Origin of the sequence: Streptomyces chisholmiae, assembly GCF_031845445.1 — a bacterium.
GTDB classification, from domain to species: Bacteria; Actinomycetota; Actinomycetes; order Streptomycetales; family Streptomycetaceae; genus Streptomyces; species Streptomyces chisholmiae.
The window spans coordinates 87653-111855 of record NZ_JAVREO010000021.1 but is presented as its reverse complement, the minus strand read 5'-3'; the positions used below and the strand labels follow the sequence as shown (position 1 = coordinate 111855).

Genomic DNA, 24203 nt, shown 5'->3' with positions numbered 1-24203 from the left:
CAGGGGCAGCGGGGGGTCGGGAAACGGACGGGCGTCGGGCGCTAGCGGGCCCGGGCGGCGGGCGCGGCCGTCAGGTCCGTGGTGCGGAGGGCGGCGGACCGGTCGCCGGCGGCCAGGTCCACGGTGAGGGTCACCTCGCGGAACCGCAGGTCGACCTCGGCCACCGCGGCGGCGGGGGCGCCGTCCCGGCAGACCCAGACGCCGTTCACGGCCACCGCGAGGCGGTGCGGCTCGAAGGCGGCCCCGGTGGCGCCGACCGCGGCCAGCACCCCGGGCCAGTCCGCGACCTCGGCCCGGACCGCCCGCTTGACCTGGGCGTTCCCGGCGACCGCGCGGCCCACCGCGAGGGCGTCCGCCTCGCTGGCCGCGTGCACCACCTCGACCAGTACCTCCTTGGTGGCGCCCTCGACGTCCCGGACCAGCTGCCGGGCCAGGTCGGCGCAGACCGACTCGACGGCGGCGGCGAACTCGGCCGGCTCCGGGGTGGTCCCGGCGGCGCCGGAGGCCAGCAGCAGCACGGTGTCGTTGGTGGACATGACGCCGTCGGCGTCGATCCGGTCGAAGGTGACCCGGGTCGCGGCGCGCAGTGCCCGGTCCAGCTCGGTGGCCGGCAGGTCGGCGTCGGTGGTGAGCACCACCAGCAGGGTCGCCAGGCCGGGGGCGAGCGGCGCCGAGCCCTTGGCCATGCCGCCGACGGTCCAGCCGGCGCCGCGCACGGCGGCGGTCTTCGGCTGGGTGTCGCTGGTCATGATGGCGCGCGCGGCCCGCTCCCCGCCGAACTCCGACAGCTGCTCGGCGGCGTGGTCGACGCCGGGCAGCAGCCGGTCCATGGCGGGCCGCACGCCCATCGGTCCGGTGGCGGCCACCGCGATCTCGGCCGCGTTGTGGCCGAGCGCGCGGGCGGCGCGCTCGACGGCGGCGTGGGTGTCCTGGAAGCCCAGCGGGCCGGTGCAGGAGTTGGCGCAGGCCGCGTCGAGCAGCACCGCGGAGACCCGTCCGCCGCGCAGCACCTGCTGGGACCAGTGCACCGGCGCGGCCTTGACCCGGTTGCCGGTGAACTGGCCGGCGGCGGCCAGCGTGGGGCCGTGGTTGACCACCAGCGCGAGGTCGGGCCGGCCGGCGCCACCGGCCGCGATCCCGGCCGCGCTGAAGCCGGCGGGGGCCGTGACGCTCACGGCGCGACCCCGACCCGCGGCAGCCCAAGCTCCTCGGGCAGCCCGAGGGCGACGTTCATGGACTGCACGGCGCCGCCCGCGGTGCCCTTGGTGAGGTTGTCGATGGCGCTGATGGCGATCAGCCGGCCGGCGGTCTCGTCCAGCGCGACCTGGAGCAGCGCGGCGTTGGAGCCGAGCACGGCGGCGGTGCTCGGCCACTGGCCCTCGGGCAGCAGCCGGGCGAACGGTTCGTCGGCCAGCGCCTTGGCGTAGGCCGCCCGGACGTGCTCGGCGGTGACGCCAGGCCTGACCCGGGCGGAGCAGGTGGCCAGGATGCCGCGGGCCATCGGGGCCAGCGTGGGGGTGAAGGAGACGGACACGGGCTCGCCGGCGAGGGCGCTGAGGTTCTGCGCCATCTCGGGGGTGTGCCGGTGGCCGCCGCCCACGCCGTAGGGGCTCATCGAGCCCATCACCTCGCTGCCCAGCAGGTGCGGCTTGAGCGCCTTGCCGGCGCCCGAGGTGCCGGTGGCGGCGACGATGACGGCCTCGGGCTCGACCAGCCCCGACTGGTAGGCGGGGAAGAGCGCCAGGCTGACCGCGGTCGGGTAGCAGCCGGGCACGGCGATCCGCCGGCTGCCGCGCAACGCCTCGCGGGCGCCGGGCAGTTCGGGCAGGCCGTAGGGCCAGGTGCCGGCGTGCGGGGTGCCGTAGAAGCGCTCCCAGGCGGCGGCGTCCCGGAGCCGGAAGTCGGCGCCGCAGTCGACGACCAGGGTCCGCTCGCCGAGCTGCTCGGCGACGGCGGCCGACTGGCCGTGCGGCAGGGCGAGGAAGACCACGTCGTGCCCGGCCAGCGTCTCCGGATCGGTCGGCTCCAGCACCCGGTCGGCCAGCGGCACCAGGTGCGGCTGGAGCGCGCCCAACGGCTGGCCGGCGTTGGCGTGCCCGGTCAGCGCTCCGATCTCCACCTCGGGGTGCCCCAGCAGCAGTCGGAGCACCTCGCCTCCGGCGTACCCACTGGCGCCCGCCACCGCAGCCCGCACGGCCATCGCCTCCTCCACTCGAATGGCATGACTATACGTAGTGCAGCACGTTTATGCAATGGCGGACCGATCCGGCGGCCGGCGGACCCGAGGATGAGTCGCGGTCGAGGTCGGCCGGGAAGGCGCCGACCACGGCGTGGCAGCCGGCCGGCCCTCCGCCCGGGGCAGGCGCCCAGCGACGGGCAGCACCACCCGGGAGACCCGCGCGTGGGGGCCGGCGCGCCGTGACCGGCCCCGGCCGCGCTGGGCCCAGGCGGTGCGCGGTGGCCAGATCGGCCCACAGCCCGGCCTGGTCGCCCAGGAAGCCCCACAGGCGGGGGCCGCCATGGCGGCGGGATGACAGGAAGCCGGCACCGACCCGGGTCGTCCGCGGCCGGACCCCGCCCTCGGCCGGCACCGCCTCGGCCGCGTTCCCGGCCACCGGGCGGGTGTGGCGCGCGGCCCGCGACCAGCGGGACCGGGGACCATCCGGCCGCCGTTGACCGCTACTAGTCGGTAACGAGGGCTAGCCGGACCGGTGTTGCCGCCTCTACCGTCGTCGGATGCCGAACCCGACCGCCCCCGCCTCCCGTGTCACGTCCGCCGCCGTCCGCCCCGCCTCCGGGGCCGCCGCGTGAGGCCGCCCGCCACCCTGTCCCGGGTGCTGCTCGGCGGTTTCCTGCTGGCCGTCGCCGTGGACCTGGGCTCGCTGCTGCTGGGCGCCGACCTGGGCCACCGGATCGCCAAGCCGTTGCTCATGCCGCTGCTCGCCGGGTACGCGGCCAGCCGCGGCGCGCCCCGGCTACTGGTCGTCGCGCTGCTCTTCGGCTGGGGCGGCGACGTGCTGCTGCTCTTCGACGCGGACCCGGCGTTCCTCGCCGGGATGGGCTCCTTCGCCGTGGGGCACGTCTGCTATCTGGCGCTCTTCGCCGGCCGGCGGGCGCCCGCGCCACTCGGCCTGGGCTACGCGCTGGCGCTGCTGGTCGCCGTGCCGCTGCTCTGGTCGGACCTGCCGGCCGGGCTGCGGATCCCGGTCGCCGGCTACGCGCTGCTGCTGGCGGCCACCGCCTACCGGGCCGGCGCGCTGGGCGCGCTCACCGGCGCCGGCGGCGCGCTGTTCCTGCTCTCCGACACACTGATCGCTTCGGACCTCGCGGAGTGGCCCCAACTCCCGGCGCCCGACTTCTGGGTGATGGCCACCTACGCCGCCGCCCAGTTCCTGCTCACCACCGGCATCCTCACGACCCACCGGGCGAGCGCCGTCCCGCCGCCGGCGGGAGCCGGCCGACCCTGACCGTGGCGGGTCAGGCCGGCGACCGGAAGCGCCCACGAGGCGGCTGCCGGCCGTCGGGGCGCCATGCCGCGCGGCCCGTGGGCGGCTCGGCGGGGTTGCCCGGTCCGGAGGTCGGCTGTCCACCGGGCCGGCGAGGGGGAGCCGGCGCCGTGACGCGTGCCCCGCGAGTGGTCGCCGGCCCCGACGGGGCGGGCGCGCGAGGTGGGTCTCCGCCTCGTGGTTCCGGATCGCCGGCCCGCTCGACGATCCGCGGCCGTTGACCGAGGAGCGGGTCGGCGACCAGCCAGCCGAGCGCGGCGGCCAGCGCCGCGCCGAGCACCAGCCGACCCCGACGCGGCCGGCGGGCCCGGACGGCCGCCTCCTGCGGGGCGACGAGCCGGCTGGTCAGGCCGCCGCCGCGGGCGGCCCGGCGAGCGCCCCGTGCAGCAGGACGTCCACCAACTCCCGGGCGGAAAGCTCCGGTTGGTCGCCCGCCCGGGGCTGGGCGAAGATCAGGCCGAGGAAGACGCCGGCGACCTGCCCGGCGGGCAGCCGCAGCGCGGGCCGGTCGGGCTCCAGCAGCTCGGCCACCGCGGCCCGGATGCTGGCCAGCGACTCGTCCCGGCCGATGCCCCGGATCTGCTCCCCGCCGGCGCCGGCGGCTCCCCCGGAACCGCCCGCACCCCCCTCGCCGCGCGCGCCGCCCCGGCGTCGGTGGCGGGCGGCGTGCAGCGAGCCCGCCACCGCGCCGATCCGGGCCAGGTGGGCCTGGAGCGCCTCGACGGCCTCGGTCAGCCGGTCGGCCAACGGCTGGTCCAGCGGGATGGCGGCCAGCTCGCGGACCGCGTGGTCGGGGCGGAGCGCCTCCGTCGCGCAGGCGTCCAGCAGCTCGTCCTTGTCGGCGAAGACCCGGAAGATGGTGGCCTCCCCGATGCCGGCGGCCCGGGCGATCTTGCTGGTGGTCACGGCGGCCCCGTACTCGGCGATCAGCGGCAGGGCCGCTCTGACGATCATCTCGCGGCGCTGCTCGGGGCTCATGCCCGGCGCCCGGCGCCGGGTCGGCTGTCGTTCCGTCATGCCACCACGCTACGGAGTGAGTGCTCACTCCGTCAAGGGTGAGTGAGCACTCACTCCGCACACCCCACCCGCCAAGTCCGCCCGGAGCACCGCCCGTTCCCACCCACCCGGGACGGCGCGCGGCCCCGCTACCGGCGCCCCGGGCCCGCCTCGCTGAGCACCGCCGCCCGCACCGCGTCCGGGGAACGCAGCACCGCGTCCACGTAGGGGTACTCCGCCGCCGGCGACCAGCCCACGTCCGTGCTGAACTCCTCCAGCGCCCACGCCGGCGGCTCGACGCCCTGCTCGGCCGCCGCCTCCCGGGCCGCCGCGGCCGCCACCGTGAACTTCCCCTCGGCCAGGGCGTTCAGGTCGACCGGCTGCCCGCCGTACCAGGACCCCCGGTCCAGGAACCGGTGCCCACCGAGCGCGGAGACCAGGATGTCGGGGCTGGCGCCCGGCCCGTCGTACTCGAAGGCGTTGAACTCGGAGACGAGCAGCGACTCAAGCCCCATCCCGAGGAAGTAGTCCCCGCCGCCCAGCTCCTCGCTGCGCATCGGGTAGTCCGGGTCGTCGGTGCTGCCGGTGAAGTAGTTGTTGAACGCGTGTACCCGCCCGAACCGGACACGGGGGCTGCGCTGGGCCGAGTCGTCGAAGAGGTTGTGGTGGAAGGTCACCCGTAGCCGTCCCCGGTCCCGGTCGCCCTTGCCGTCCCCCGAGCCGAGCAGCGCCGTCTTCGCATGGTCGACAAAGCGACTGTAGGAGACGGTCACCAGGTCGGTGCCGTCCTCCAGGTCCAGCAGCCCGTCGTGCCGTTCGACGGGCTCGCCGTGGAAGCCCTCCGGGGCCTCGCTGTTGGGGAAGCGGCCGTCCGTGAAGGTGCAGTGGTCGATCCAGATCCGCGAGCCGGTCACCGCGGAGAACGCGTCGAACCTGGCGTTCCACGCGCCGTCCGCCCCGTCCCAGGGGTCCCAGGAGGGGAAGTAGTCGACGGGGGCCTCCAGGTGCAGGTCGCGCAGCACGATGTTCTCGCTGGAGCGCACCGAGAGGTAGACGCCCAGCAGTCGGGCGCCGTCCTCGCCGAGCAGCGTGGTGTTGCTGGGCACGTCGAGCTGGATCTGCCGCTTCTGCGCGTTCGACCCGGTGGTGCGCAGCCGGCGCTGCTCGTCGCACCAGGGGTGGCGGTCGTCGCGCCACTCGGCGCCGTCCTCACCGAAGCAGGCCTGGTAACGCGCCAGGTCCCAGCCGGGCGCGTAGTCCTGCTCCCCGAGCAGGTCCCCGGTGTCGGTCTCGGCGCCGTCGATGTCGCCGACCACATGGATGATCTTGGGCTCGGCGCGCCGCCCGCCGTTGTCCAGCGCGGCGACCAACTCGGCGCGGGTGCGCACCACATGGGTGCTGTCCTGGCCGGCGCCCGCGCCGCCGGTGGTGCCCTCGCCGACGGCGGCCCAGCCGAGCGGCCCGGCGCCGGCCGCCGGGTCCGGCGGCGGGCCGTCGCCGGCGGGGGGCGCCGCCGCGGCCAGCAGGGCCAGCAGCAGCGGCAGGGCGGCGAGACGGGGTGCGGTGCGTGCGTGACCCACGGCGGCGTTCTCCTCGGTCGATCCGGGCGGGCCGGTCTGCTCCGGCCCCTCACCGGTGAGTCGCCGCGGCTCCCGGTTCCGTCGCGCCGGTGGCGGCGGGAGTTTCGGGGCACCGGCCGGGTCAGCCGCGCGGGCCCCGTCCGGGTGGCTCCCCCACAGCGCGACCCCGGCCGGGCGGCCGGGGTCGGTGCCCTGCGACCCGGCAGGAGACCTGCGGGGCCTGGCGGGCATATGCCAAACGTCGTCGGGCTCAGTTAGTCAGCATCAAGGAATGCCGGCCGTCGGGCCCCCGGCCCCCACGCCGGGCGGCTGGGCTCCGCCGCCGACCTCGGGGCCGAGGGCACCCGGTCACCGGCCGTCGCCCTGTTCCTCGTCGAGAATCCTGGCCAACGCGGGCCGCAGCTTGGCCCAGGACTCACCGGCCGCGTCCAGCTGCGCCGCGGTGGCGCCGGGCTCGGCCCTGGCCACGATGGTGACCCGCAGCTCACCCTTGCCGGTCTGCAGGAACTGCACCTGGGAGTCGATCAAATCGCCCTCGGACAGCGCCTTGCGCACCAACAGCGAGAGTCCGCCCTGGGGCGCCTCGGCGGGCCCCGGGTCGGCCGGCCGCCCCCTGGCGGCCGAGCGCTCGACCTCGTCCAGCGTCTCGGGCTCACCGCCCTCCAGCACCACCCGGAGCGACTCCGGGGTCCAGCCGACCATCTCGGCGTAGTGGTGGATCGTGCCGGTGAGCTTCTTGATGGCACCCTTCTCGATGTTGTAGATGGCGCCGCGCTCCACTTTGAGGGTCTTGGCGACGAACTTCTGCTGGAGCCCGCGGCTTTCCCGCGCCCGCTTCAACATGGTTCCGAGCCGTGCCCAGTCTTGAGTCATGGACTGTAGGTTGCCGCACCTAGGGGCAACGCAACAGGCTCAAATCGGCCATTGATCAGCATGTACAGCGCCATTTGGTTGCCTCACGCCAAAAGGGCGGCGCAAAGAGGCAACCACAAGGCCCTGAAGTGCAGTTACTCAGCATCAATAGTTGCTCACGCAACATGAATGGCCCTATCCTCTGAACGTGACACCGAACGGCACGGCCATTCGTGCCATCCGCGCGGTTCGGCGGATGAGCCTTCGTGAACTGGCCCGGCTCACCCGCCTCGACCGAGGTCATCTCTCTCGCCTGGAACGCGGCCTCACCGGCGCCAGCGAAGCCAGCCTGCACCGCATCGCCACGGTCCTCCAGGTCCCGTTCGACGATCTGGTGCGGGGCGACGACGAGCCGGCCACCGACCAGCCGCCGGCCCGAGAGGTGCCCGCACCAGGCACTCCGGAGGGCGAGCTGTTCCACTACACCCCCGAGGAGGCCGCCCGGTGGCTCCCCTGGTCGGCGGCCTGGCTCCGCCGCCGGGCGAGACTCCGCGAGGTGCCGCACAACCGGGGCGGCGGGCTGATCACCTTCACCGGACGGGACATCGGGGAGATCTCGGCGATGACGGCCATCCGCCCCGAGCACGCCGAGCCACCGGACCGATCCCCCGAGTGACCGCCATCGGCGCCGGCGGCCCCGGATGGCCGAAATCAACTGGCCACGGACCGTGACCGCCGAGCCCGCGGACGACGGCGCCCGGGACCCCAGCCGGCCACCGCGGGCCCCACCCGGCCACCGCCGGCCGACGCCGGGCCGGAGCAACCGGCCGCCGCCCCGCCCCGGTTGCGGCTGGGCGACGCGCCGGCCGGCTGAGCCGGCGGCAGCGGCTACCCGCTCGCGCCCGGCCGCCCGCCCGGCGGCAGGGCGCAGGCCGGGGTGCCGCCCGGCAGGCGGTGCCGGTGGCGGGCGACCAGCCGGTAGCAGCCGTGCGCCAGCCAGCTGACCGGCGGCAGCGCCAACACCGCGCCCAGCGGCGCCCACCAGCGTCCCGCCCGCGACAGCAGCTTGGCGACCGCCCTGGCCCCGCCGTGGACCCGGCCCGACGGGGTGACCCAGAGCACCTCGTGCCGGGCCCGCTCCGCGGTCACACCGAGCGCCGCCAGATCGGCGAACTGCCAGGCCACGGTGGTGCAGTCGGGCCTGATCCAGCGCTCGGCGAAGCGCACCGAGGTGGTGCAGAAGCCGCAGTCGCCGTCGTAGACCAACACCGGTCGCGCGTTCATCCCCCCATGGTGCCCGAGCCGGCCCACCACCCGGCGGGCGGGGCGGCCCACGGACCGGCCTACCGGCCCGCGCGCCGGTGGTCAGCCCAGCCGCAGGCTCCACCGCCCGCGGCAGCCATGGAAGCTGACCACCGAGAGCGGCTGCACCTCGGTCCGCCAGTAGGAGGCCGGTGGCGCCTTGAGCGCGTAGAGCATCGCCGCCCGGATCACGGTGGCCTCGGTGACGGCCACCACCAGGCCGTCACCCTCCACCGGGCGGGTGTCCAGCCAGCCGCCGATCCGCGAGACGAACGCCAGCAGCGACTCCCCGCCGTGCGGCGCGGATCTGGGGTCGGCCAGCCAGACGTCCACCGCGTGCGGCTCGTGCGCGGTCACCTGCTGGAGCGTCAGGCCACGCCAGCGCCCCATGTCGCACTCCCGCAGGGCCGGTTGGGCCAGCGGCGCCAGGCCGAGCGCGTCACCGGTCTGGCGGCTGCACGGCGTCGGCGAGCAGTAGCGCAGCTCGGCCGCAGCCATCGGCGACAACCGGGGGATGGCCCGCTCCAACGCCTGCCAACCGGCCGCGTCCAGCGGTCGTTCGTCGTCGAAACGGGCGTCGAGGAGCGAGGAACTGCGGGCAGCGGCTATCAGCGTGACCAGCATGGCGTGATGGTACGAACACCTGAAGGAGTAGACCACTACTCGCGCGTTAAATCTCCGCACCCGGCCGGCACCCCGGCCGGCCGGGCCGCGCCGGATCAGGAACCGGCGCGGTAGTGGTCCTCCCAGACCCGGGTGATGGCCCCCAACGGGTCGGCGGCGACCTGCTTGGCCGAGTAGAAGACATGACCGGTGACCTGCGGGTGCCGCTCCGCGCAGAGCGTCAGGTGGCTGGACAGCTCGCCCGCCTCCTGCCAGGCGGCCGGCTGCGCCGGGTCGCCCACCTTGTAGGCCGCCTCCCCCAGGTACAGCGCCACCCCGGTGCCGTCGGCGACCCGCGACCACCAGTCGGCGAGCACCGCGTAGTCGGCCGCCTCGTAGCCGATGTGCCAGTACACCTGCGGGATCACGTAGTCGATCCACGCCTCCTTGACCCAGGTGCGGACATCGGCGTACAGGTCGTCGTAGGTCTGCACCCCGCCCCTGGTGTCGGAGCCGAGCGGGTCCGTCGAACTGTTCCGCCAGACAGCGAACGGGCTGACGCCGAACGGCACTTCGGGCTTCGCCTCGGCCACCCGGTCACGCATCTCGCGGACCAGCAGGTCGATGTTGTGCCGGCGCCAGTCGCCCAGGTCGGAGAAGTCCCCGCCGTGCTCGGCGAACGCGTCCGCGTCGTCGAACTCCTCGCCCGCCACCGGGTACGGGTAGAAGTAGTCGTCCCAGTGCACGCCGTCGATGTCGTAGGAGGTGACGGCGTCCATCATCGCGTCCTGGACGAAGGCCCGGACCTCCGGCAGCCCCGGGTTGTAGTAGAGCCGGCCGCCGTAGGGCACCGCCCACGACGGGTTGCGTCGGGCCGGGTGGTCGGCCGCGAGCCGGTCCCGGTCGGTGTGGGTGGCGACCCGGTACGGGTTGAACCAGGCGTGCAGCGCCAGGCCCCGGGCGTGCGCCTCCTCGACGGCGAAGGCCAGCGGGTCCCACCCCGGGTCCTCGCCCTGGGTGCCGGTCAGCCACTCCGACCACGGCTCGTGCGGCGACGGCCACAGCGCGTCGGCGGTCGGCCGCACCTGGAAGAAGACCGCGTTCAACTCCCAGCGGACGGCGACGTCCAGCAGCTCCACCAGATCGGCGCGGGCCTCGTCGGCCGACAGGCCGGTCCGCGCCGGCCAGTCGATGTTGCTCACCGTGGCGATCCACATGCCCCGCAACTCCTCGGCCAGCGGCGACTGTTGGTCCGCTGCCGTGCCCGAGGCGGGCCGCGGCCGGCCGGCGGCCGTGGCCGGCACCGAGCCCAGCGTCCCGGCCAGGGTGGCGATCGTGGCCACCGCGAAGCCCCTGCGGCTGATCAGACCCATGAGTGTTGCCCCCAGACGTGTCTCTCCAGTTTGCATGCCCAGCCCAGCCTGCTCGAATGCGGACGGACATCGGCCGGTGACACACCCCGGCCGCGGGACTTTCGACGGATGGCACCAACGGGGCCCGGTCACACCGTGCTCGCGGCCCGTGACGCACCGCTCGGGTCGGGGCGGGGGCGCCCGTCAACCGGCCCGCCACCACACGCCCGTCGCGCGGTCACACGACCGGGTGGCCACCACGGCACGCGCGGCTGACCGATCGCCGGTCGGGACGGCACCGGACCCGACACCGGGAGATCCCGGACGGGTCCGCGAACGCGCGTGCGTGTTACGGCAGTTCACCGACCGAGGTCGGCGACCCACCGGGCCGGGACCAACGGCCCGGCCGGCGACCGGGCGGTGCCCTACGGGGCCGGTCTGTCGGCCGACACCCTCCGCCGAGTGCGACGGCGCCCCGGGGGGCGACGCGGCCGAGCGGGAGCGGGGCCCGGCGCCGCGGCCCGGGCTGGGCTCGGGGGTTGTCGCGCGGGTAACGTCGGGGGCCGACGGTCAACCGCCGGATACTGCGAAGGGGCACAGGGTGACGGACATCGAACGCGTGGGAGTGGTGGGGTGCGGCCAGATGGGGGCCGGCATCGCCGAGGTGTGTGCCCGTGCCGGGCTGGACGTGCGGGTCGCCGAGACCACCGGGGAGGCGCTGGAGCTGGGGCGGACCCGGCTGGTGAACTCGCTGGAGCGGGCCGTCGAGCGCGGCAAGATCGAGGTCGCCGACCGCGACGCGGCGCTGGAGCGGCTCACCTTCACCACCGATCTGGGCGAGTTCGCCGACCGTGACCTGGTGATCGAGGCGGTGGTGGAGAACGAGCAGGTGAAGACGGAGATCTTCCAGGTGCTCGACCAGGTGGTGACCCGGGAGGACGCCATCCTCGCCTCCAACACCTCCGCCATTCCGCTGGTCAACCTGGCCGTGGCGACGAGCCGGCCGGCACAGGTGCTCGGGGTGCACTTCTTCAACCCGGCCCAGGTGCAGCGGCTGGTGGAGCTGGTGCCGGCGCTGACCACCGGGGAGGCCACCGTCAAGCGGGCGGAGGCCCTGGTCACCGGGGTGTTGGGCAAGCACGCGATCCGCGCCCAGGACCGCTCGGGGTTCGTGGTGAACGGGCTGTTGATCCCGTACCTGCTCTCCGCGATCCGGATGTACGAGGCGGGGGCGGCCAGCCGGGACGCCATCGACAGCGGGATGGAGCTGGGCTGCGCCCACCCGCAGGGCCCGCTGAAGGTGGCCGACCTGATCGGGCTGGACACCGTGGCCTCGATCGCGGCCTCGATGTACGAGGAGTTGAAGGAGCCGCTGTACGCGCCGCCGCCGCTGTTGCTGCGCATGGTGGCCGCCGGCCAGTTGGGCCGGAAGTCGGGCGCCGGCTTCTACTCCTACCCGCCCAAGGGCTGAGCCGACGGGCGTGGCGGGCGGCTCGCCGAGGCCCGCCGCCCTCGCCGTCCGGAACGTCCCCGTAGGTCACAATTAGCCCGCTGACGGAGGCCCCTGACCAGGACGGGCGGGCGGGAACGATGTCCGTGGACTATCGCTGGCATCGCCGGATGACCGCGCGGGACACCCGGGAGCGGCACCGCGCGGCCACCCCGCTGGAGCTCTTCTTCGACCTGTGCTTCGTGGTGGCCGTGGCCCAGATCGCCGGCGAACTGCACACCTATCTGGGGGAGGGCCGGTCGGTCACCGCGGTGACCAGCTTTCTGACCGTTTTCTTCGCTATCTGGTGGGCCTGGATAGGATTCACCTGGTTTTCGTCGGCCTACGATCCGGACGACGTGCCGTTCCGGCTGGTGACGCTGGTGATCGTGACCGGCGCGCTGGTGCTGGCCGCCGGGGTGCGCCAGGCGTTCGAGGAGCACGACTTCGCGCTGGTGGTGCTGGGCTACACCGTGATGCGGCTGGCGATGATCAGCCTCTGGGTGCGCGCGGCCCGGTCCGGGGCGGCCGAGCGGCGCACCGGGTACCGCTTCGCCGGCGGGCTGGCCGTGGTGCAGGCGCTGTGGTGCGCCTGGCTGTTGCTGCCGGTGCCGGCGCAGAGGCTGGCGTTCGCGCCGTTGGCGCTGCTCGACCTGGCGGTGCCGGTGCTGGCCGAGCGGGCCAGCCAGACCAGTTGGCATCCGCGGCACATCGCCGAGCGGTACGGCCTGTTCACCATGATCGTGCTGGGCGAGTCGGTGATGGCGGCGACCTCGGCGGTACGCCGGGCGGTGGACGCCGACTATGCGGGCGACGACCTCTATCTGCTGGCCGGCGGCGGGCTGTTGACGGTCTTCGCGATGTGGTGGGTGTACTTCGCGGCCCCGGCCGGGGAGTTCCTCGCCGCCACCCGGCGCGGGTTCCGTTGGGGCTACGGCCACTACCTGATCTTCGGCGCGGCCGCCGCCGTGGGCGCCGGACTGGCGCTGAACGTGGACGCGTTGACCGACGAGGCGGCGCTGTCCGCGCCGGCCGCGGCGGCCTCCGTGACGGTGCCGGTGGCCGTCTACCTGGTGACGGTCTGGGTGCTGCACGTCCGCCCGCAGCACCGGGCCGGCTGGGGCCGGTACCCGCTGCCCGCCGGGGCGGCGCTGGTGCTGGCCGCCACCGGCACGCCGCAGCCGGTGCCGGTGACCGGGGTGGTGCTGGCCGGCCTGGTCACGCTCCAGGTGATCGGCCGGCACCGGACGGGCGGCGACCGCACGGCCGGGGGCACGGCGGTCCCCGAGGCGGCGGACTAGCGTCAGGAGGCGCGGCGGCGCGAGCTGGCGGACTTCTTCGCGGTGGACTTCTTCGCGGTCGCCTTCTTGCCGGCGGACTTCTTCGTGGCGGACTTCTTGGCCGTGGACTTCTTCGCCGCCGACTTCTTCGCGGTGGACTTCTTGGCCGTGGACTTCTTCGCCGCGCCCTTCCCGTCCTCCTCCTCCTCGGCCGCGCCCCGCTTCGCGCCGCCGCGCCCACCGCCCCGACCGCCGCCGGAGATGTCCGTGACGGTGGCGCCCTCGCCGGCCGACTCGCCCCGGGACTCGCGCGCGCTGCGCACGCTGTCCTCCAGCGCGGCCATCAGGTCCACCACCCGGCCGCCGCCGGCCGCCTCCTCGCCCGGTCGGGGCGGCTCGATCCCCTCCAGCTTGGCGTTGACCAGGGTCTCCACGGCCGCCCGGTACTCGTCGTGCAGCTCCGACATGTCGACCGCGCCGAGGGTGTCCATCAGGGTGTCGGCCATGTCCAGCTCCGCGTCCCGCACGGTCACCTGCTCGGTGGGGGCGAGCCCCTCGGCCGGCCGGATCTCGTCCGGCCAGAGCAGGGTGTGCATGCCCAGCACGTCCTCGTCCTCCCGGGTGCGCACCAGCGCCAGCGTCTCCCGGCCGCGCATCGCCAGCTTCGCGATGGCGCCCTGCCCCGAGCGGCGCAGCGCCTCGCGGAGCAGCACGTACGGCTTGGCCGCCCCGGTGTCGGGGGCCAGGTAGTAGGAGCGGTCCAGCTGGTACGGGTCGATGTCGGAGACCGGCACGAAGCCGAGGATCTCGACGGTGCGGGCGGTGGGCAGCGGCAGCGCGGTCAGGTCGTCGTCGCTCAGCTGCACCAGGCTGCCGTCGGCGGTCTGGTAGGCCTTGCCGATCTGGTCCCCGCTGACCTCCTCGCCGTCCAGCTCGCACACCTTGCGGTAGCGGATCCGGCCCTCGTCGACGGTGTGCACCTGGCGGAAGGAGACCGAGTGGTTCTCGGTGGCGCTGACCACCTTGATCGGAATGGTCACCAGTCCGAAGGAGATCGACCCTTTCCAGATGGTTCGCACGATCAACCCCTTTCATGCCAGTCTCAGGGTATGCCCGTGGTCACCGTGGAGGATCGCCGACTGACCCTCTCCCACCTGGACAAGGTGCTCTACGCCGACGGCACCACCAAGGGCGAGCTGCTGCACCACTACGCGACCAACGGTGCCCTGCTCCTGCCCCACCTGGTCGATCGGCCGCTGAGCCTGCTGCGCTACCCGGACGGCGCGACCGGCGAGCGGTTCTTCACCAAGAACGTGCCGCCCGGAACGCCCGACTGGGTGATGACCGGCGAGGTGCCCCGCTCGGGCGGCGGCACGATGCGGCAGCTGGTCGTCCGGGACCTGCCCTCGCTGGTGTGGACGGCCAACCTGGTGGTGGAGTTCCACACCCCGCAGTGGACGCTGGCCGAGCCGGGCGTCGCCGACCGACTGGTCCTCGACCTCGACCCCGGGGAGCCGGCGACGGTGGTGGACTGCTGCCGGGTGGCCATCTGGCTGCGGGACCGGCTGGCCGCCGACGGGCTGACCTGCTACGTCAAGACCTCCGGGGCCAAGGGCCTGCACCTGCTCTGCGCGGTGACACCCGTCCCCGCCAAGGAGACCTCGGCCTACGCGAAGCGGCTGGCCACCGAGGCGAGCCGGGAGCTGGCCGGGTTGGCCATCGCGGTCATGACCCGCCGGCTGCGGCCCGGGAAGGTGTTCATCGACCACAGCCAGAACGCCGCCCGCAAGACCACCGCCACCCCCTACACGCTGCGGGCCCGCCCACTGCCCACCGTCTCGGCGCCGGTCACCTGGGCGGAGATCGAGGCGTGCGAGACGCCGGGCGACCTGGAGATCACGCTGGCCGACCTGCCCGCCCGGCTCGACCGCTGGGGCGACCTCCTGCACCCCCTGGTCACCCGCGAGACGGCGGCCCCGCTGCCCTGACCGCCCCGGGCCCGGCCGCGCGGCACCCCCCGGCCAGGCCACACCGGCACCGCGGCGCCCGCTCCGACCCCGGGCCCGCCGGACGGCCCCGGTCACCGGCCCCGGACCGCCCCGACACCGGCCGGCACCGGCCGGCACCGAGGCCGGGCACCGGTCTCGGCCGAACCACCGACCGCCCCCGGGCACGCCGAGGGGCCCGGCGCCCGGCCGGCGTGGCCGGCGGGCGTCCGGGCCCCTCGGGCCGTGCCGGTCGCGGCTACGCGCCGCGCAGCGTGGCCCCGGTGCGGGAGATGGCCGTGGCCACCGCCGCCTCCCGGGCCGCCGTCGCCTCGTCGGCGGTCAGCGTCCGGTCCGTGGCGCGGAACCGCAGCGCGTAGGCCAGCGACTTCCGGCCGGCGCCCAACTGCTCCCCGGTGAACACGTCGAACAGCCGCACCGACTCCAGGAGTTCGCCGGCACCGGCGCGCAGCGCCGCCTCCACCTCGGCGGCCGGCACCGCGTTGTCCACCACCAGCGCCACGTCCTGGGTGGCGACCGGGAAGGTGGAGATGGCGGGGCCGGCGACCGGGCCACCACCGGCGGCCTGGAGCACGTCCAGGTCCAGCTCCATCGCGCAGGCCCGCTCCGGCAGGCCGAGCGCCTTCACCACCCGGGGGTGCAGCTCGCCGGCGTGGCCGACCAGCCGGCGCTCGCCGTCCAGCCGGACCCGCAGCGCGGCGCAGCGGCCCGGGTGCCAGGGCGCGTGCTGGTCCCGCTCCACGATCAGCTCGACGCCCGCCTCACGGGCGACCACCCGCGCGGCCTCGATGGCGTCGGCCCACTCGGCCGGCCGGCCCGAGCCCCACCAGCCGGCGGGCTCGCGCGCGCCGGCCAGCACCACCGCGACCCGGCGGGGCTGCGGCGGCAGGCTGGCGTCGAGGGCGGCGATCTCCTCGTCGGTGGGCCGGCGGGTGACCGGCGGCCGGACCGGCGCGGTCTCCCGCCCGGTGGGCCGGAAGACCAGGCCGGTCTCGAAGAGCGCCAGGTCCTGGCTGCCCCGCCCGTGGTTGCGGCGCAGCGCGTCCAGCAGGCCGGGCAGCAGCGTGGTGCGCAGCAGCGGCTCCTCCTCGGAGAGGGGGTTGGCCAGCCGCACCGCCTGCCGCCTGGGGTCGTCCGCCGGCAGGCCGAGGCCGTCCCAGGACTTCTCCCCGACGAACGGGTAGTTGAGCGTCTCGACATAGCCGGCGCCGGCCAGCGCCCGGCCGACCCGGCGGCGCAGCCGCTGCCCCTCGGTCAGGCCGCGCCCGGCCGGCGGCCTGGGCAGGGTGGCGGGCAGCGCCTCGTACCCCTCCAGCCGCAGCACCTCCTCGGCCAGGTCGTTGGGGTCGGTGAGGTCGGGCCGCCAGCTGGGCGCCGTCACGGCGAGCAGGTCGGTGCCCGTGACGGTGCAGCCGACCTCCTGGAGGCGGCGCACCACGACCTCCCGGCCGTAGGCGACGCCCGCCACCCGGTCCGGGTGGTCGGCGCGCAGCTCGACGGTGGCCGGCGGGGCCGGCGTGCCGAGGTCGGTGACGCCGGCCCCCGCGGTGCCGCCGCCGAGCAACACCAGCAGGTCGACGGCGCGTTGCGCCGCGGCGCCGGCCGCCTGCGGGTCCACCCCGCGCTCGAAGCGGCGGGCCGCCTCCGAGCCGAGCCGGTGCCGACGGGCCGCCCTGGCCACCGTGACCGGGTCGAAGTGCGCGGCCTCGATCACGATGTCGGTGGTGCCCTCGGGGGCGAGCGGGCTGCGCTCGACCGGGGGCGCGTCGGCGATCTCCGTCTCGGCGCCGCCCATCACGCCGGCCAGCCCGATCGGGCCCCGGTCGTCGGCGATCACCAGGTCGTCGCCGTGCAGGGTCCGCCCGACGTTGTCCAGCGTGGTGAGCCGCTCGCCGGCGGCGGCGCGGCGGACCACGATGGGCCCTGCCAGCCGGGAGTGGTCGTAGGCGTGCAGCGGCTGACCCAGCTCCAGCATCACGTAGTTGGTGATGTCCACCGGCAGCGAGATGGGGCGCAGTCCGGACTTCTGGAGCCGGCGCTGGAGCCAGATCGGGGACCTGGCGTCCGGCCGGACCCCGGTGACCGTGCGGGCGACGAACCGGTCGCAGGCCGCCTCGTCCTCGATTCGCACCGGGTAGCCGGCGCCGTCCGCGGCCGGCACGTCCAGCAGCGCCGGGTCGCGCAGCGGCAGCCCGAACGCGGTGGCCGCCTCCCGGGCCACGCCACGCATCGAGAGGCAGTAGCCGCGGTCGGTGGTGACCGCGATGTCCAGCACCTCGTCGAGCAGTTCGAGCAGCGCGATGGCGTCGGTGCCGGCCTCGTGCTCGGGCGGCAACACCAGGATGCCGTCGTGGTCGTCGCCGACGCCCAGCTCCCGGGTGGAGCAGATCATGCCCTCGGAGAGGTGGCCGTAGGTCTTCCGCGCGGAGATCTTGAACCCGCCGGGCAGCACGGCGCCGGGCAGCACCACGACGACCTTGTCGCCCACGGCGAAGTTGCGGGCGCCGCAGACGATGTTCTGCGGCTGGCCGGTGCCGTTGGCCTCGCCGACGTCCACCTGGCAGTAGCGGATCGGCTTCTTGAACTCGGTCAGCTCCTCGATGGCCAGCACCTGACCGACCACCAGCGGCCCGGTGAGGTCGGCACCCAGCCGCTCGACCAGCTCGACCTCCAGGCCGGCGGCGATCAGCCGGGTGGCGACCTCGCGCCCGCCGACCTCGGCGGGCAGGTCCACGTACTCCCGGAGCCAGGAAAGGGGAACGCGCATCAGATCTCACTCCCGAACGGCCGGGTGAAGCGCACGTCACCCTCGATGATGTCCCGCATGTCGGTGACGCCGTGCCGGAACATCAGCAACCGCTCGATGCCGAAGCCGAAGGCGAAACCGCTGTACCGCTCCGGGTCCACGCCGCAGGCGACCAGCACCCGCGGGTTGACCACGCCGCAGCCGCCCAGCTCGATCCAGCCCTCGCTGGAGCAGGTGCGGCAGGGTCGGTCCGGGTCGCCGACTGACTCGCCGCGGCAGCGGAAGCAGACCATGTCCATCTCGGCGGACGGCTCGGTGAACGGGAAGTAGTTGGGCCGCAGCCGGGTCCGCATGCCGGCCCCGAAGAGCGACTGCACCATGTGGTCCAGGGTGCCCTTGAGGTCGGCCATGGTCAGCCCCTCGTCCACGGCCAGCAGCTCGACCTGGCCGAAGACCGGGGTGTGGGTGGCGTCCAGCTCGTCGGTGCGGTACGTGCGCCCGGGGCAGATCACGTAGACCGGGGGCTTGCGCGACAGCAGCGACCTGACCTGCACCGGCGAAGTGTGGGTGCGCAGCACCAGCCCGGAGTCGGGGCTGCCCTGCTCGTCGGCGACGAAGAAGGTGTCGTGGGTGGAGCGCGCCGGGTGGTCCGGGTCGAGGTTGAGCGCGTCGAAGTTGAACCACTCGGCCTCCAGCTCGGGCCCCTCGGCGACCTCGTAGCCCATGGCCACGAAGATGTCCTCGATGCGCTCCGAGAGGGTGGTGAGCGGGTGCCGGGCGCCGGCCGGCCGGCGGTCGTACGGGAGGGTGACGTCCACCGCCTCCTCGACCAGGACCCGCTCGTCCCGCTCCGTCTCCAGCTCGGCCTGCCGGGCGGCGAACGCCTTGTTCACCGCGCCCCTGGCCTGGCCGACCCGCTTGCCGGCGGCGGCCCTGGCCTGCGGCGGCAGGGCGCCGATCTCCCGGTTCGCCAGCGCCAGCGGCGAGCGGTCACCGGTGTGCGCGATCTTGGCCTCGCGCAGCGCCTCCAGGTCGGCGGCGGCCGCGAAGGCGGCCAGCGCCGCGTCCCTGGCCTCGTCGATCTCGTGCGGTTTCAGTGCCTCGACCTCGACCGGGTCGTACGACTTGTTGGGTGCCGACATCTCTTCCCGTGCTTCCTGATGAATGGGCTCCACCGCGTCCCCCGCCTGGACCCGGGAGCCGAGTCTACGGGGCACGCGCGGCGGCCTTCGGACGCGGAGTGAGCCCGCGGGGACGGCCCGCGCTGAGGTCCTGCCGAACGTCAGCGGAGGAAGGCCGGGATGCCCGCGGGCAGGATAAATCGGAAGCGGGCGCCGCCCCCGGTGGAGCGGCCGACGGTGACCGTGCCGCCGTGCGCCTCGACGATTCCCTTGACGATGTAGAGGCCAAGGCCGGTGCCGCCGCGCTCGCTGCCCCGCCAGAAGCGTGTGAAGACCCGTTGCATGGCGTCCTCGGGGATGCCGGGGCCCTCGTCGCTCACGGTGACGGCCGTCCCTTCCTGGCGGGTTCTGGTCGCGGGTGCGCGGTGCACCTCAATGGTGACCCTACCGCTTCCGTGTCGCACCGCGTTTTCCAGCAGGTTGACCAGGACCTGGTCGATCTTGTCCGGGTCGGCCCACAGGCTGGGGAGTTCGTGCTGGATGTCCAGCTGGAAACGGTCGTCCGGGTAGCCGTTGTTGACCAGGGTGTCCACGTGGCGGCGGACCGCGTCGTCCAGCGCCACCGGCTGGCGGCGGATCTCCAGCCGGCCGGAGTCGATCCGGGAGACGTCGAGCAGCTCGGTGATCAGCCGGGTCACCCGGTCCGCGTCGTTGTCGACGGTCTGCAGCATCAGCCGCTTCTGGTCGTCGGTGAACCGCTCCCAGCGGGCCAGCATGGTGGCGGTGAAGCCCTTCACCGAGGTCAGCGGGGAGCGCAGCTCGTGCGCGACGGTGGCGATCAGCTCCGCGTTGCCCCGCTCGGTGCGCTTCCTGGCGTCCGTGCCGCGCAGCGAGACCACCAGCCGGGTCAGCTCGCCGGACGGCCGGTCCCGCACATAGCGGGCGGCGACCAGCACCTCCCGGCCGCCGGGCAGCAGCAGGTTGCGCTCCGGCTGGCCGGTCCTGGTGGCCAGCCCGCCGTACGGGTCGGTCAGCCGCCACCAGGGGCGGCCGTCCGGGTCCTCGAGCGGCAGCGCCCGTTCGATCGGCCGGCCCACCGCGTCCGCCGCCGGGTGGCCGGTCAGCCGGGCCGCCGCGGCGTTGCAGCAGACCACCACCCCCCGGTGGTCGGCGATCACCAGGCCGTCGGGCAGGTCGTCCGGATGTACCCGCGTCAGCTCCCCGGCACCGACCGCTTTCTCCATCCCCCATCGCCCCTCTCCCACTGTGGGTCACCTGAGCACGCCCAACCCGCCGCGACCGGTTGAACGGGCAATCATCTCCCGTCCGAACTACCCGCCACAGCCGCCCAAGGCCACAGCGGGACGGGGGGAACGTTGTGGAGCGCGCTACGCGGCGCCGTCCCGGCAGCCCCCCGGCCTGCGCTGGGCCCGGGCCGAGGCGTAGAGGCAGACGGCCGCGGCGGTGGCCAGGTTGAGGCTCTCGGCCCGGCCGTGGATCGGCACCCGGACCACCGCGTCGGCCAGTCGCCTGGTCTCCTCGGGCAGCCCCCAGGCCTCGTTGCCGAATATCCAGGCCGTCGGGCCGCCCATGTTGCCGGCGTCCAGCTCGGCGTCCAGGTCGTGGCCGCCCGCCCCGTCGGCGGCCAGCACCCGCACCCCGGCGTCCCGCAGCCCGGCCACCGCCTCCCCCACCGGCACCCCGACGGCCACCGGCAGATGGAACAGACTCCCGACGGAGGCGCGCACCGCCTTCGGGTTGTACAGGTCGACGGAGGCGTCGGTGAGCACCACCGCGTCCGCGCCGGCCGCGTCCGCGCAGCGCAGCACGGTGCCGGCGTTCCCCGGGTCGCGGACGTGCGCCAGCACGGCCACCAGCCGCGGTCCGGCGGCGACCACCTCGGCGAACGGCTGGTCCAGGAAGGCGCAGACGCCGACCAGCCCCTGCGGGGTGACCGTCTGGGAGATGCCGGCGACCACCTCGGGGTCGGCCAGGTGCAGCCGGGCGCCGTCGGCCTCGGCCGCCTCGACCAGCTCCGGGTACCGCTCGGCGGCCTCCGGCGTGACGAACAGCTCCCGCAGCGTGCCGCCGTCCGCGGTGCGGTGCCCCAGCGCCTCGCGCACCGCCTGCGGCCCCTCGGCGAGGAAGCGCCGCTCCCGCCCCCGGAAGCTGCGCCGCGCCAGCCGCCGGGCGGCGACGACGCGGGGGGAACGCGCTGAGATCAGCGGGGTACCAGGGGCCATGGGACGGCGAACTCGCTTCTGGACGACAGCTGTTGACGGCGGACGGCGACGGGCCGTGGCCGGGGATGCGACGGACCCGCAGGCGGGGCCTGCGGGTCCGTGGTGAGCGGGAACGCTCAGGCGGCCTTGGGCGCGTTGACGTCGCTCGGCAGGGCCTTCTGGGCGGTCTCGACCAGCACCGCGAAGGCGCCCGGGTCGTTGACGGCCAGCTCGGCCAGCATCTTGCGGTCGATCTCGATCTCAGCGGCCTTCAGCCCCTGGATGAAGCGGTTGTAGGTGACGCCGTTGGCGCGGGCCGCGGCGTTGATCCGCTGGATCCACAGCTGCCGGAAGTCGCCCTTGCGCTTCTTGCGGTCGTTGTAGTTGTAGACGAAGGAGTGGGTGACCTGCTCCTTCGCCTTGCGGTACAGCCGCGAGCGCTGGCCGCGGTAGCCGCTGGCCTGTTCCAGAATCGCCCGGCGCTTCTTGTGGGCGTTGACTGCCCGCTTGACGCGTGCCACGTGTGTACTCCTTGTAGCGGGGCCGTGGATTGGTCACACGGCCCGGAACGGATGGGTCCCGGTCGGTCGCCCAGCCGCCTCGCGATGTCGGCGGCTGGTGCGGCTCACTTGCCGAGAAGCTTCTTGATCCTCTTGGCGTCGGCCGGAGCGGTCTCCGTCGTGCCGGCCAGGCGGCGGGTCAGCGTGGACGGCTTGTGCTCCAGGTAGTGACGGCGACCCGCGCGCTGGCGCAGCACCTTGCCAGAGCCACTGATCTTGAACCGCTTGCCGGCACCGGTGTGCGTCTTGTTCTTCGGCATGTCGCCGTACTCTCCTCGTTCTTCCTGTCCAATGAACCCGCTGGGGAAGGCGGCCGTCTCAGGCCGTCGTCTTCCCCTTCTGGCGTTCGGCCTTGCGGGCGGCCTGGGCCTCACGCGCCTCGGCCATCGCCTCGGTCTTCTTCTTGTGCGGACCGAGAACCATGATCATGTTCCGCCCGTCCTGCTTGGGGTTGGACTCGACGAAGCCCAGATCCTGGACGTCTTCCGCGAGCCGCTGGAGCAGTCGGAAACCCAGCTCGGGACGGGACTGCTCGCGACCGCGGAACATGATCGTGATCTTGACCTTGTCCCCCTGCTTGAGGAACCGGACGACATGACCCTTCTTCGTGTCATAGTCGTGCGGATCGATCTTCGGCCGGAGCTTCATCTCCTTGATGACCGTGTGCGCCTGGTTCTTGCGCGCCTCACGGGCCTTCATGGCCGACTCGTACTTGAACTTTCCGTAGTCCATGAGCTTGCAGACCGGCGGGCGGGCGTTCGCCGCCACCTCGACCAGATCCAGGTCGTACTCCTGGGCAAGCTCCAGGGCCTTGGCAAGCGGCACGATGCCGACCTGCTCGCCGCTGGGACCGACGAGTCGCACCTCGGGGACGCGAATCCGGTCGTTGATACGGGGCTCGGCGCTGATGGGGCCTCCTCGGTTGCGCCGCACGGATGTCTGGCGGACAGCCGTGCCGGATAGATCAGATGACCGCTGGCCGACGGCACGAAAAAGCGCCCCGACCGAACACACAGGCGGGGCTCCGAGAAACAGACCGGGAGCACCCACGCGGTGTGACCGCGAGGCGCTGCCTGACCAGTGACCTCCCGACCCGGGGTCGGTGAGGTGGGAGCGCGGAGCCTCCACTTGCGGGCCGCACACACATATGTCCGGCCGGTCACATTCCAGGCTACACCACCTCGCGCGGTGCGCGTCACCCGGCGGCCCGCGGCCGCCTCGGCCCGGACGCCGGCGTCCGGGCCGAGGCGGCCGGACCTTAGGCTGGTCGCCATGAGTGACGCAGCCACCGGGCCAGCCCCGGCGCAGGACCCGGACGTGGCGGACCTGACCAGAGACATCGCGGACGTCCCCGCGGTCGAGGTGATCACCACGGTGGCGGTCCACCTGATGAGCGCCGCCGCGGTCAACCTCGGCCTGGCCGAGGGGGACGGCGAGCGGCACAAGGACCTGGACGAGGCGCGGAAGCTGATCACCGCGCTGGCCGGCCTGGTGACGGCGAGCGCCACCGAGGTGGGGTCCTATCACGCGGCGCCCCTGCGGGACGGGCTGAAGTCGCTCCAGCTCGCCTTCCGGGAGGAGTCGGCGGTCCCGGACGAGCCGGGGCAGGGCCCGGGCGAGAAGTTCACCGGCCCGGTCATCGGCTAGTCCCCGGAGGGTCGCCGGCCTGGGCGTCCCCCTCACCGGCCGGCCGGCCGTGCCGCCCACCGCCGGCACCGCCCAGCTTGTCGGAGAGCCAGGGGATGTCGGCGAACCAGGCGTGCGGCTCCCGGTGCGTGAGCCGGTGCGCCAGCACCGCGATCGCCGCGCCGACCAGCGGCGCCAGCACGAACAGCCACAGCTGGACCAGCGCGTCGCCGCCGGCGAAGAGCGCCGGCCCGATGCTGCGCGCCGGGTTGACCGAGGCGCCGGTCAGCGGGATGCCGACCAGGCTGACCGCGGCCAGGGTGAGGCCGACGGGCAGCCCGTCCAGCGGGCGCAGCGCCAGCGTTCCCCGGCGGCTCACCGACAGGTAGACGAAGACCAGCAGTGCGGTGAGCATCACCTCGGCGACGAACGAGCCGGCGATCGACAGGCCGACGGCCGAGCGGTGCCCGTAGCCGTTGCTGCCGAACGCCTCGCCGGTCTTCAGGCCGGGCACCTGGTGGGCGACGAGGAAGAGCAGCGCGGCGCCGACGACGGCGCCCACCACCTGGGCCACCCAGTAGGCGACGGCGGCCCGCGGGCCGAGCCGGCCGGCCAGCAGCAGGGCCAGGGTGACGGCGGGATTGAGCTGGGCGCCGGAGATCGGCCCCAGCGTGTACGTCAGCCCCAGCAGGACGAAGCCGAAGGTCAGGGCGATGCCCAGGCTGCCGACGAACTCACCGGCGAGCACCGCGGAACCCACGGCGAAGAAGACCAGGACCAACGTGCCGAGGAGTTCGGCGACCAGCGTCTGGGGTTCGCTGGCGGCGGCGGTCGTGGTGGGGGTGGTGGCGGAGGTCTCGGCGGACATGGCGGCCCTCCCGTGCCTAGCGGATCTGCTGGCAGTCTTGGCCAGTCCACCGCCGGCCGCATGTCGGTCTGGGCCGTCCGGGTGAGCGCGGCCG

23 protein-coding genes are annotated in these 24203 nt (G+C 74.4%); 6 read left to right on the top strand and 17 right to left on the bottom strand.

Translation table 11 applies throughout. The features are described from left to right. Positions 1–41: 41 nt before the first annotated feature. Positions 42–1175, bottom strand: a complete 1134-nt coding sequence (locus RM844_RS27260) for a bifunctional ornithine acetyltransferase/N-acetylglutamate synthase (RefSeq protein WP_311670062.1) — start codon at positions 1173–1175, stop codon at positions 42–44. Beyond that, positions 1172–2200: an N-acetyl-gamma-glutamyl-phosphate reductase gene (gene argC / locus RM844_RS27255; RefSeq protein WP_311670061.1), complete on the bottom strand. Its 1029-nt coding sequence runs from the start codon at positions 2198–2200 to the stop codon at positions 1172–1174. The genes RM844_RS27260 and argC overlap by 4 nt, the downstream gene beginning before the upstream one ends. 607 nt (positions 2201–2807) lie before the next feature. Between argC and RM844_RS27250 the strand changes: the two genes are divergently transcribed. After that, a complete protein-coding gene (locus RM844_RS27250; protein ID WP_311670060.1) occupies positions 2808–3467 on the top strand; it encodes a lysoplasmalogenase in 660 nt (219 codons plus the stop codon). 384 nt (positions 3468–3851) lie between these two features. Here RM844_RS27250 and RM844_RS27245 read toward each other — a convergent pair whose 3' ends face one another. From RM844_RS27245 to RM844_RS27235, 3 genes are all read right to left on the bottom strand, one after another. Beyond that, complete coding sequence (locus RM844_RS27245; protein ID WP_311670059.1) at positions 3852–4523, bottom strand: TetR/AcrR family transcriptional regulator; 672 nt, start codon at positions 4521–4523, stop codon at positions 3852–3854. Between the two features lie 128 nt (positions 4524–4651). Further along, entirely contained in the window at positions 4652–6082 is a 1431-nt protein-coding gene (locus RM844_RS27240) for a pectate lyase family protein (RefSeq protein WP_311670058.1), read from the bottom strand. Between the two features lie 348 nt (positions 6083–6430). Continuing rightward, entirely contained in the window at positions 6431–6955 is a 525-nt protein-coding gene (locus tag RM844_RS27235; RefSeq protein ID WP_311670057.1) for a helix-turn-helix domain-containing protein, read from the bottom strand. Between the two features lie 187 nt (positions 6956–7142). On the opposite strand from RM844_RS27235, the gene RM844_RS27230 reads away from it, so the two are divergent. Next, positions 7143–7610, top strand: a complete 468-nt coding sequence (locus RM844_RS27230; RefSeq protein WP_311670056.1) for a helix-turn-helix domain-containing protein — start codon at positions 7143–7145, stop codon at positions 7608–7610. 212 nt (positions 7611–7822) lie between these two features. On the opposite strand, the gene RM844_RS27225 is transcribed toward RM844_RS27230, so the two are convergent. The 3 genes from RM844_RS27225 to RM844_RS27215 form a co-directional block, all read right to left on the bottom strand. Further along, positions 7823–8218 (bottom strand): thiol-disulfide oxidoreductase DCC family protein, encoded by a 396-nt coding sequence (locus RM844_RS27225; RefSeq protein ID WP_311670055.1) that lies wholly within the window; start codon positions 8216–8218, stop codon positions 7823–7825. Positions 8219–8299: 81 nt separating this feature from the next. Further along, positions 8300–8860, bottom strand: a complete 561-nt coding sequence (locus tag RM844_RS27220) for a histidine phosphatase family protein (protein ID WP_311670054.1) — start codon at positions 8858–8860, stop codon at positions 8300–8302. Positions 8861–8955: 95 nt separating this feature from the next. Then, the gene (locus RM844_RS27215; RefSeq protein WP_311670053.1) at positions 8956–10212 is read right to left on the bottom strand and encodes a glycoside hydrolase family 10 protein; all 1257 of its coding nucleotides are present in this window, start codon (positions 10210–10212) and stop codon (positions 8956–8958) included. Positions 10213–10792: 580 nt separating this feature from the next. Here RM844_RS27215 and RM844_RS27210 point away from each other — a divergent pair. Beyond that, positions 10793–11662, top strand: coding sequence for a 3-hydroxybutyryl-CoA dehydrogenase (locus RM844_RS27210; protein ID WP_311670052.1), 870 nt, complete (start codon positions 10793–10795; stop codon positions 11660–11662). A 149-nt stretch (positions 11663–11811) separates the two neighbouring features. Beyond that, positions 11812–12981, top strand: a complete 1170-nt coding sequence (locus tag RM844_RS27205) for a low temperature requirement protein A (protein WP_311670051.1) — start codon at positions 11812–11814, stop codon at positions 12979–12981. Between the two features lie 2 nt (positions 12982–12983). Here RM844_RS27205 and ku read toward each other — a convergent pair whose 3' ends face one another. After that, a complete protein-coding gene (gene ku / locus RM844_RS27200) occupies positions 12984–14039 on the bottom strand; it encodes a non-homologous end joining protein Ku (RefSeq protein ID WP_311670050.1) in 1056 nt (351 codons plus the stop codon). 30 nt (positions 14040–14069) lie between these two features. Between ku and ligD the strand changes: the two genes are divergently transcribed. Beyond that, entirely contained in the window at positions 14070–14948 is an 879-nt protein-coding gene (gene ligD / locus RM844_RS27195) for a non-homologous end-joining DNA ligase (protein WP_311670049.1), read from the top strand. A 256-nt stretch (positions 14949–15204) separates the two neighbouring features. Here ligD and pheT read toward each other — a convergent pair whose 3' ends face one another. From pheT to infC, 7 genes are all read right to left on the bottom strand, one after another. Then, a complete protein-coding gene (gene pheT / locus RM844_RS27190; protein WP_311670048.1) occupies positions 15205–17733 on the bottom strand; it encodes a phenylalanine--tRNA ligase subunit beta in 2529 nt (842 codons plus the stop codon). Next, complete coding sequence (pheS, locus tag RM844_RS27185) at positions 17733–18854, bottom strand: phenylalanine--tRNA ligase subunit alpha (protein WP_311670047.1); 1122 nt, start codon at positions 18852–18854, stop codon at positions 17733–17735. Before pheS ends, pheT begins: the two co-directional genes overlap by 1 nt. A gap of 140 nt (positions 18855–18994) precedes the next feature. Continuing rightward, on the bottom strand, positions 18995–20077 hold the full coding sequence (locus tag RM844_RS27180) for a sensor histidine kinase (RefSeq protein ID WP_311670046.1): 1083 nt from the start codon (positions 20075–20077) through the stop codon (positions 18995–18997). A 144-nt stretch (positions 20078–20221) separates the two neighbouring features. Continuing rightward, complete coding sequence (locus RM844_RS27175) at positions 20222–21076, bottom strand: TrmH family RNA methyltransferase (protein WP_311670045.1); 855 nt, start codon at positions 21074–21076, stop codon at positions 20222–20224. Between the two features lie 116 nt (positions 21077–21192). Next, a complete protein-coding gene (gene rplT / locus RM844_RS27170) occupies positions 21193–21576 on the bottom strand; it encodes a 50S ribosomal protein L20 (protein ID WP_311670044.1) in 384 nt (127 codons plus the stop codon). Between the two features lie 104 nt (positions 21577–21680). Beyond that, complete coding sequence (gene rpmI / locus RM844_RS27165; RefSeq protein WP_311670043.1) at positions 21681–21875, bottom strand: 50S ribosomal protein L35; 195 nt, start codon at positions 21873–21875, stop codon at positions 21681–21683. 58 nt (positions 21876–21933) lie between these two features. Then, positions 21934–22548 carry a translation initiation factor IF-3 gene (gene infC / locus RM844_RS27160; RefSeq protein WP_097230070.1) on the bottom strand — a complete coding sequence of 205 codons (615 nt, stop codon included), beginning with the start codon at positions 22546–22548 and terminating at the stop codon, positions 21934–21936. Between the two features lie 339 nt (positions 22549–22887). Between infC and RM844_RS27155 the strand changes: the two genes are divergently transcribed. After that, entirely contained in the window at positions 22888–23262 is a 375-nt protein-coding gene (locus tag RM844_RS27155) for a DUF1844 domain-containing protein (protein WP_311670042.1), read from the top strand. Here RM844_RS27155 and RM844_RS27150 read toward each other — a convergent pair. Next, a complete protein-coding gene (locus RM844_RS27150; protein WP_311670041.1) occupies positions 23252–24109 on the bottom strand; it encodes an aquaporin in 858 nt (285 codons plus the stop codon). The genes RM844_RS27155 and RM844_RS27150 overlap by 11 nt on opposite strands. Positions 24110–24203: the final 94 nt, after the last annotated feature.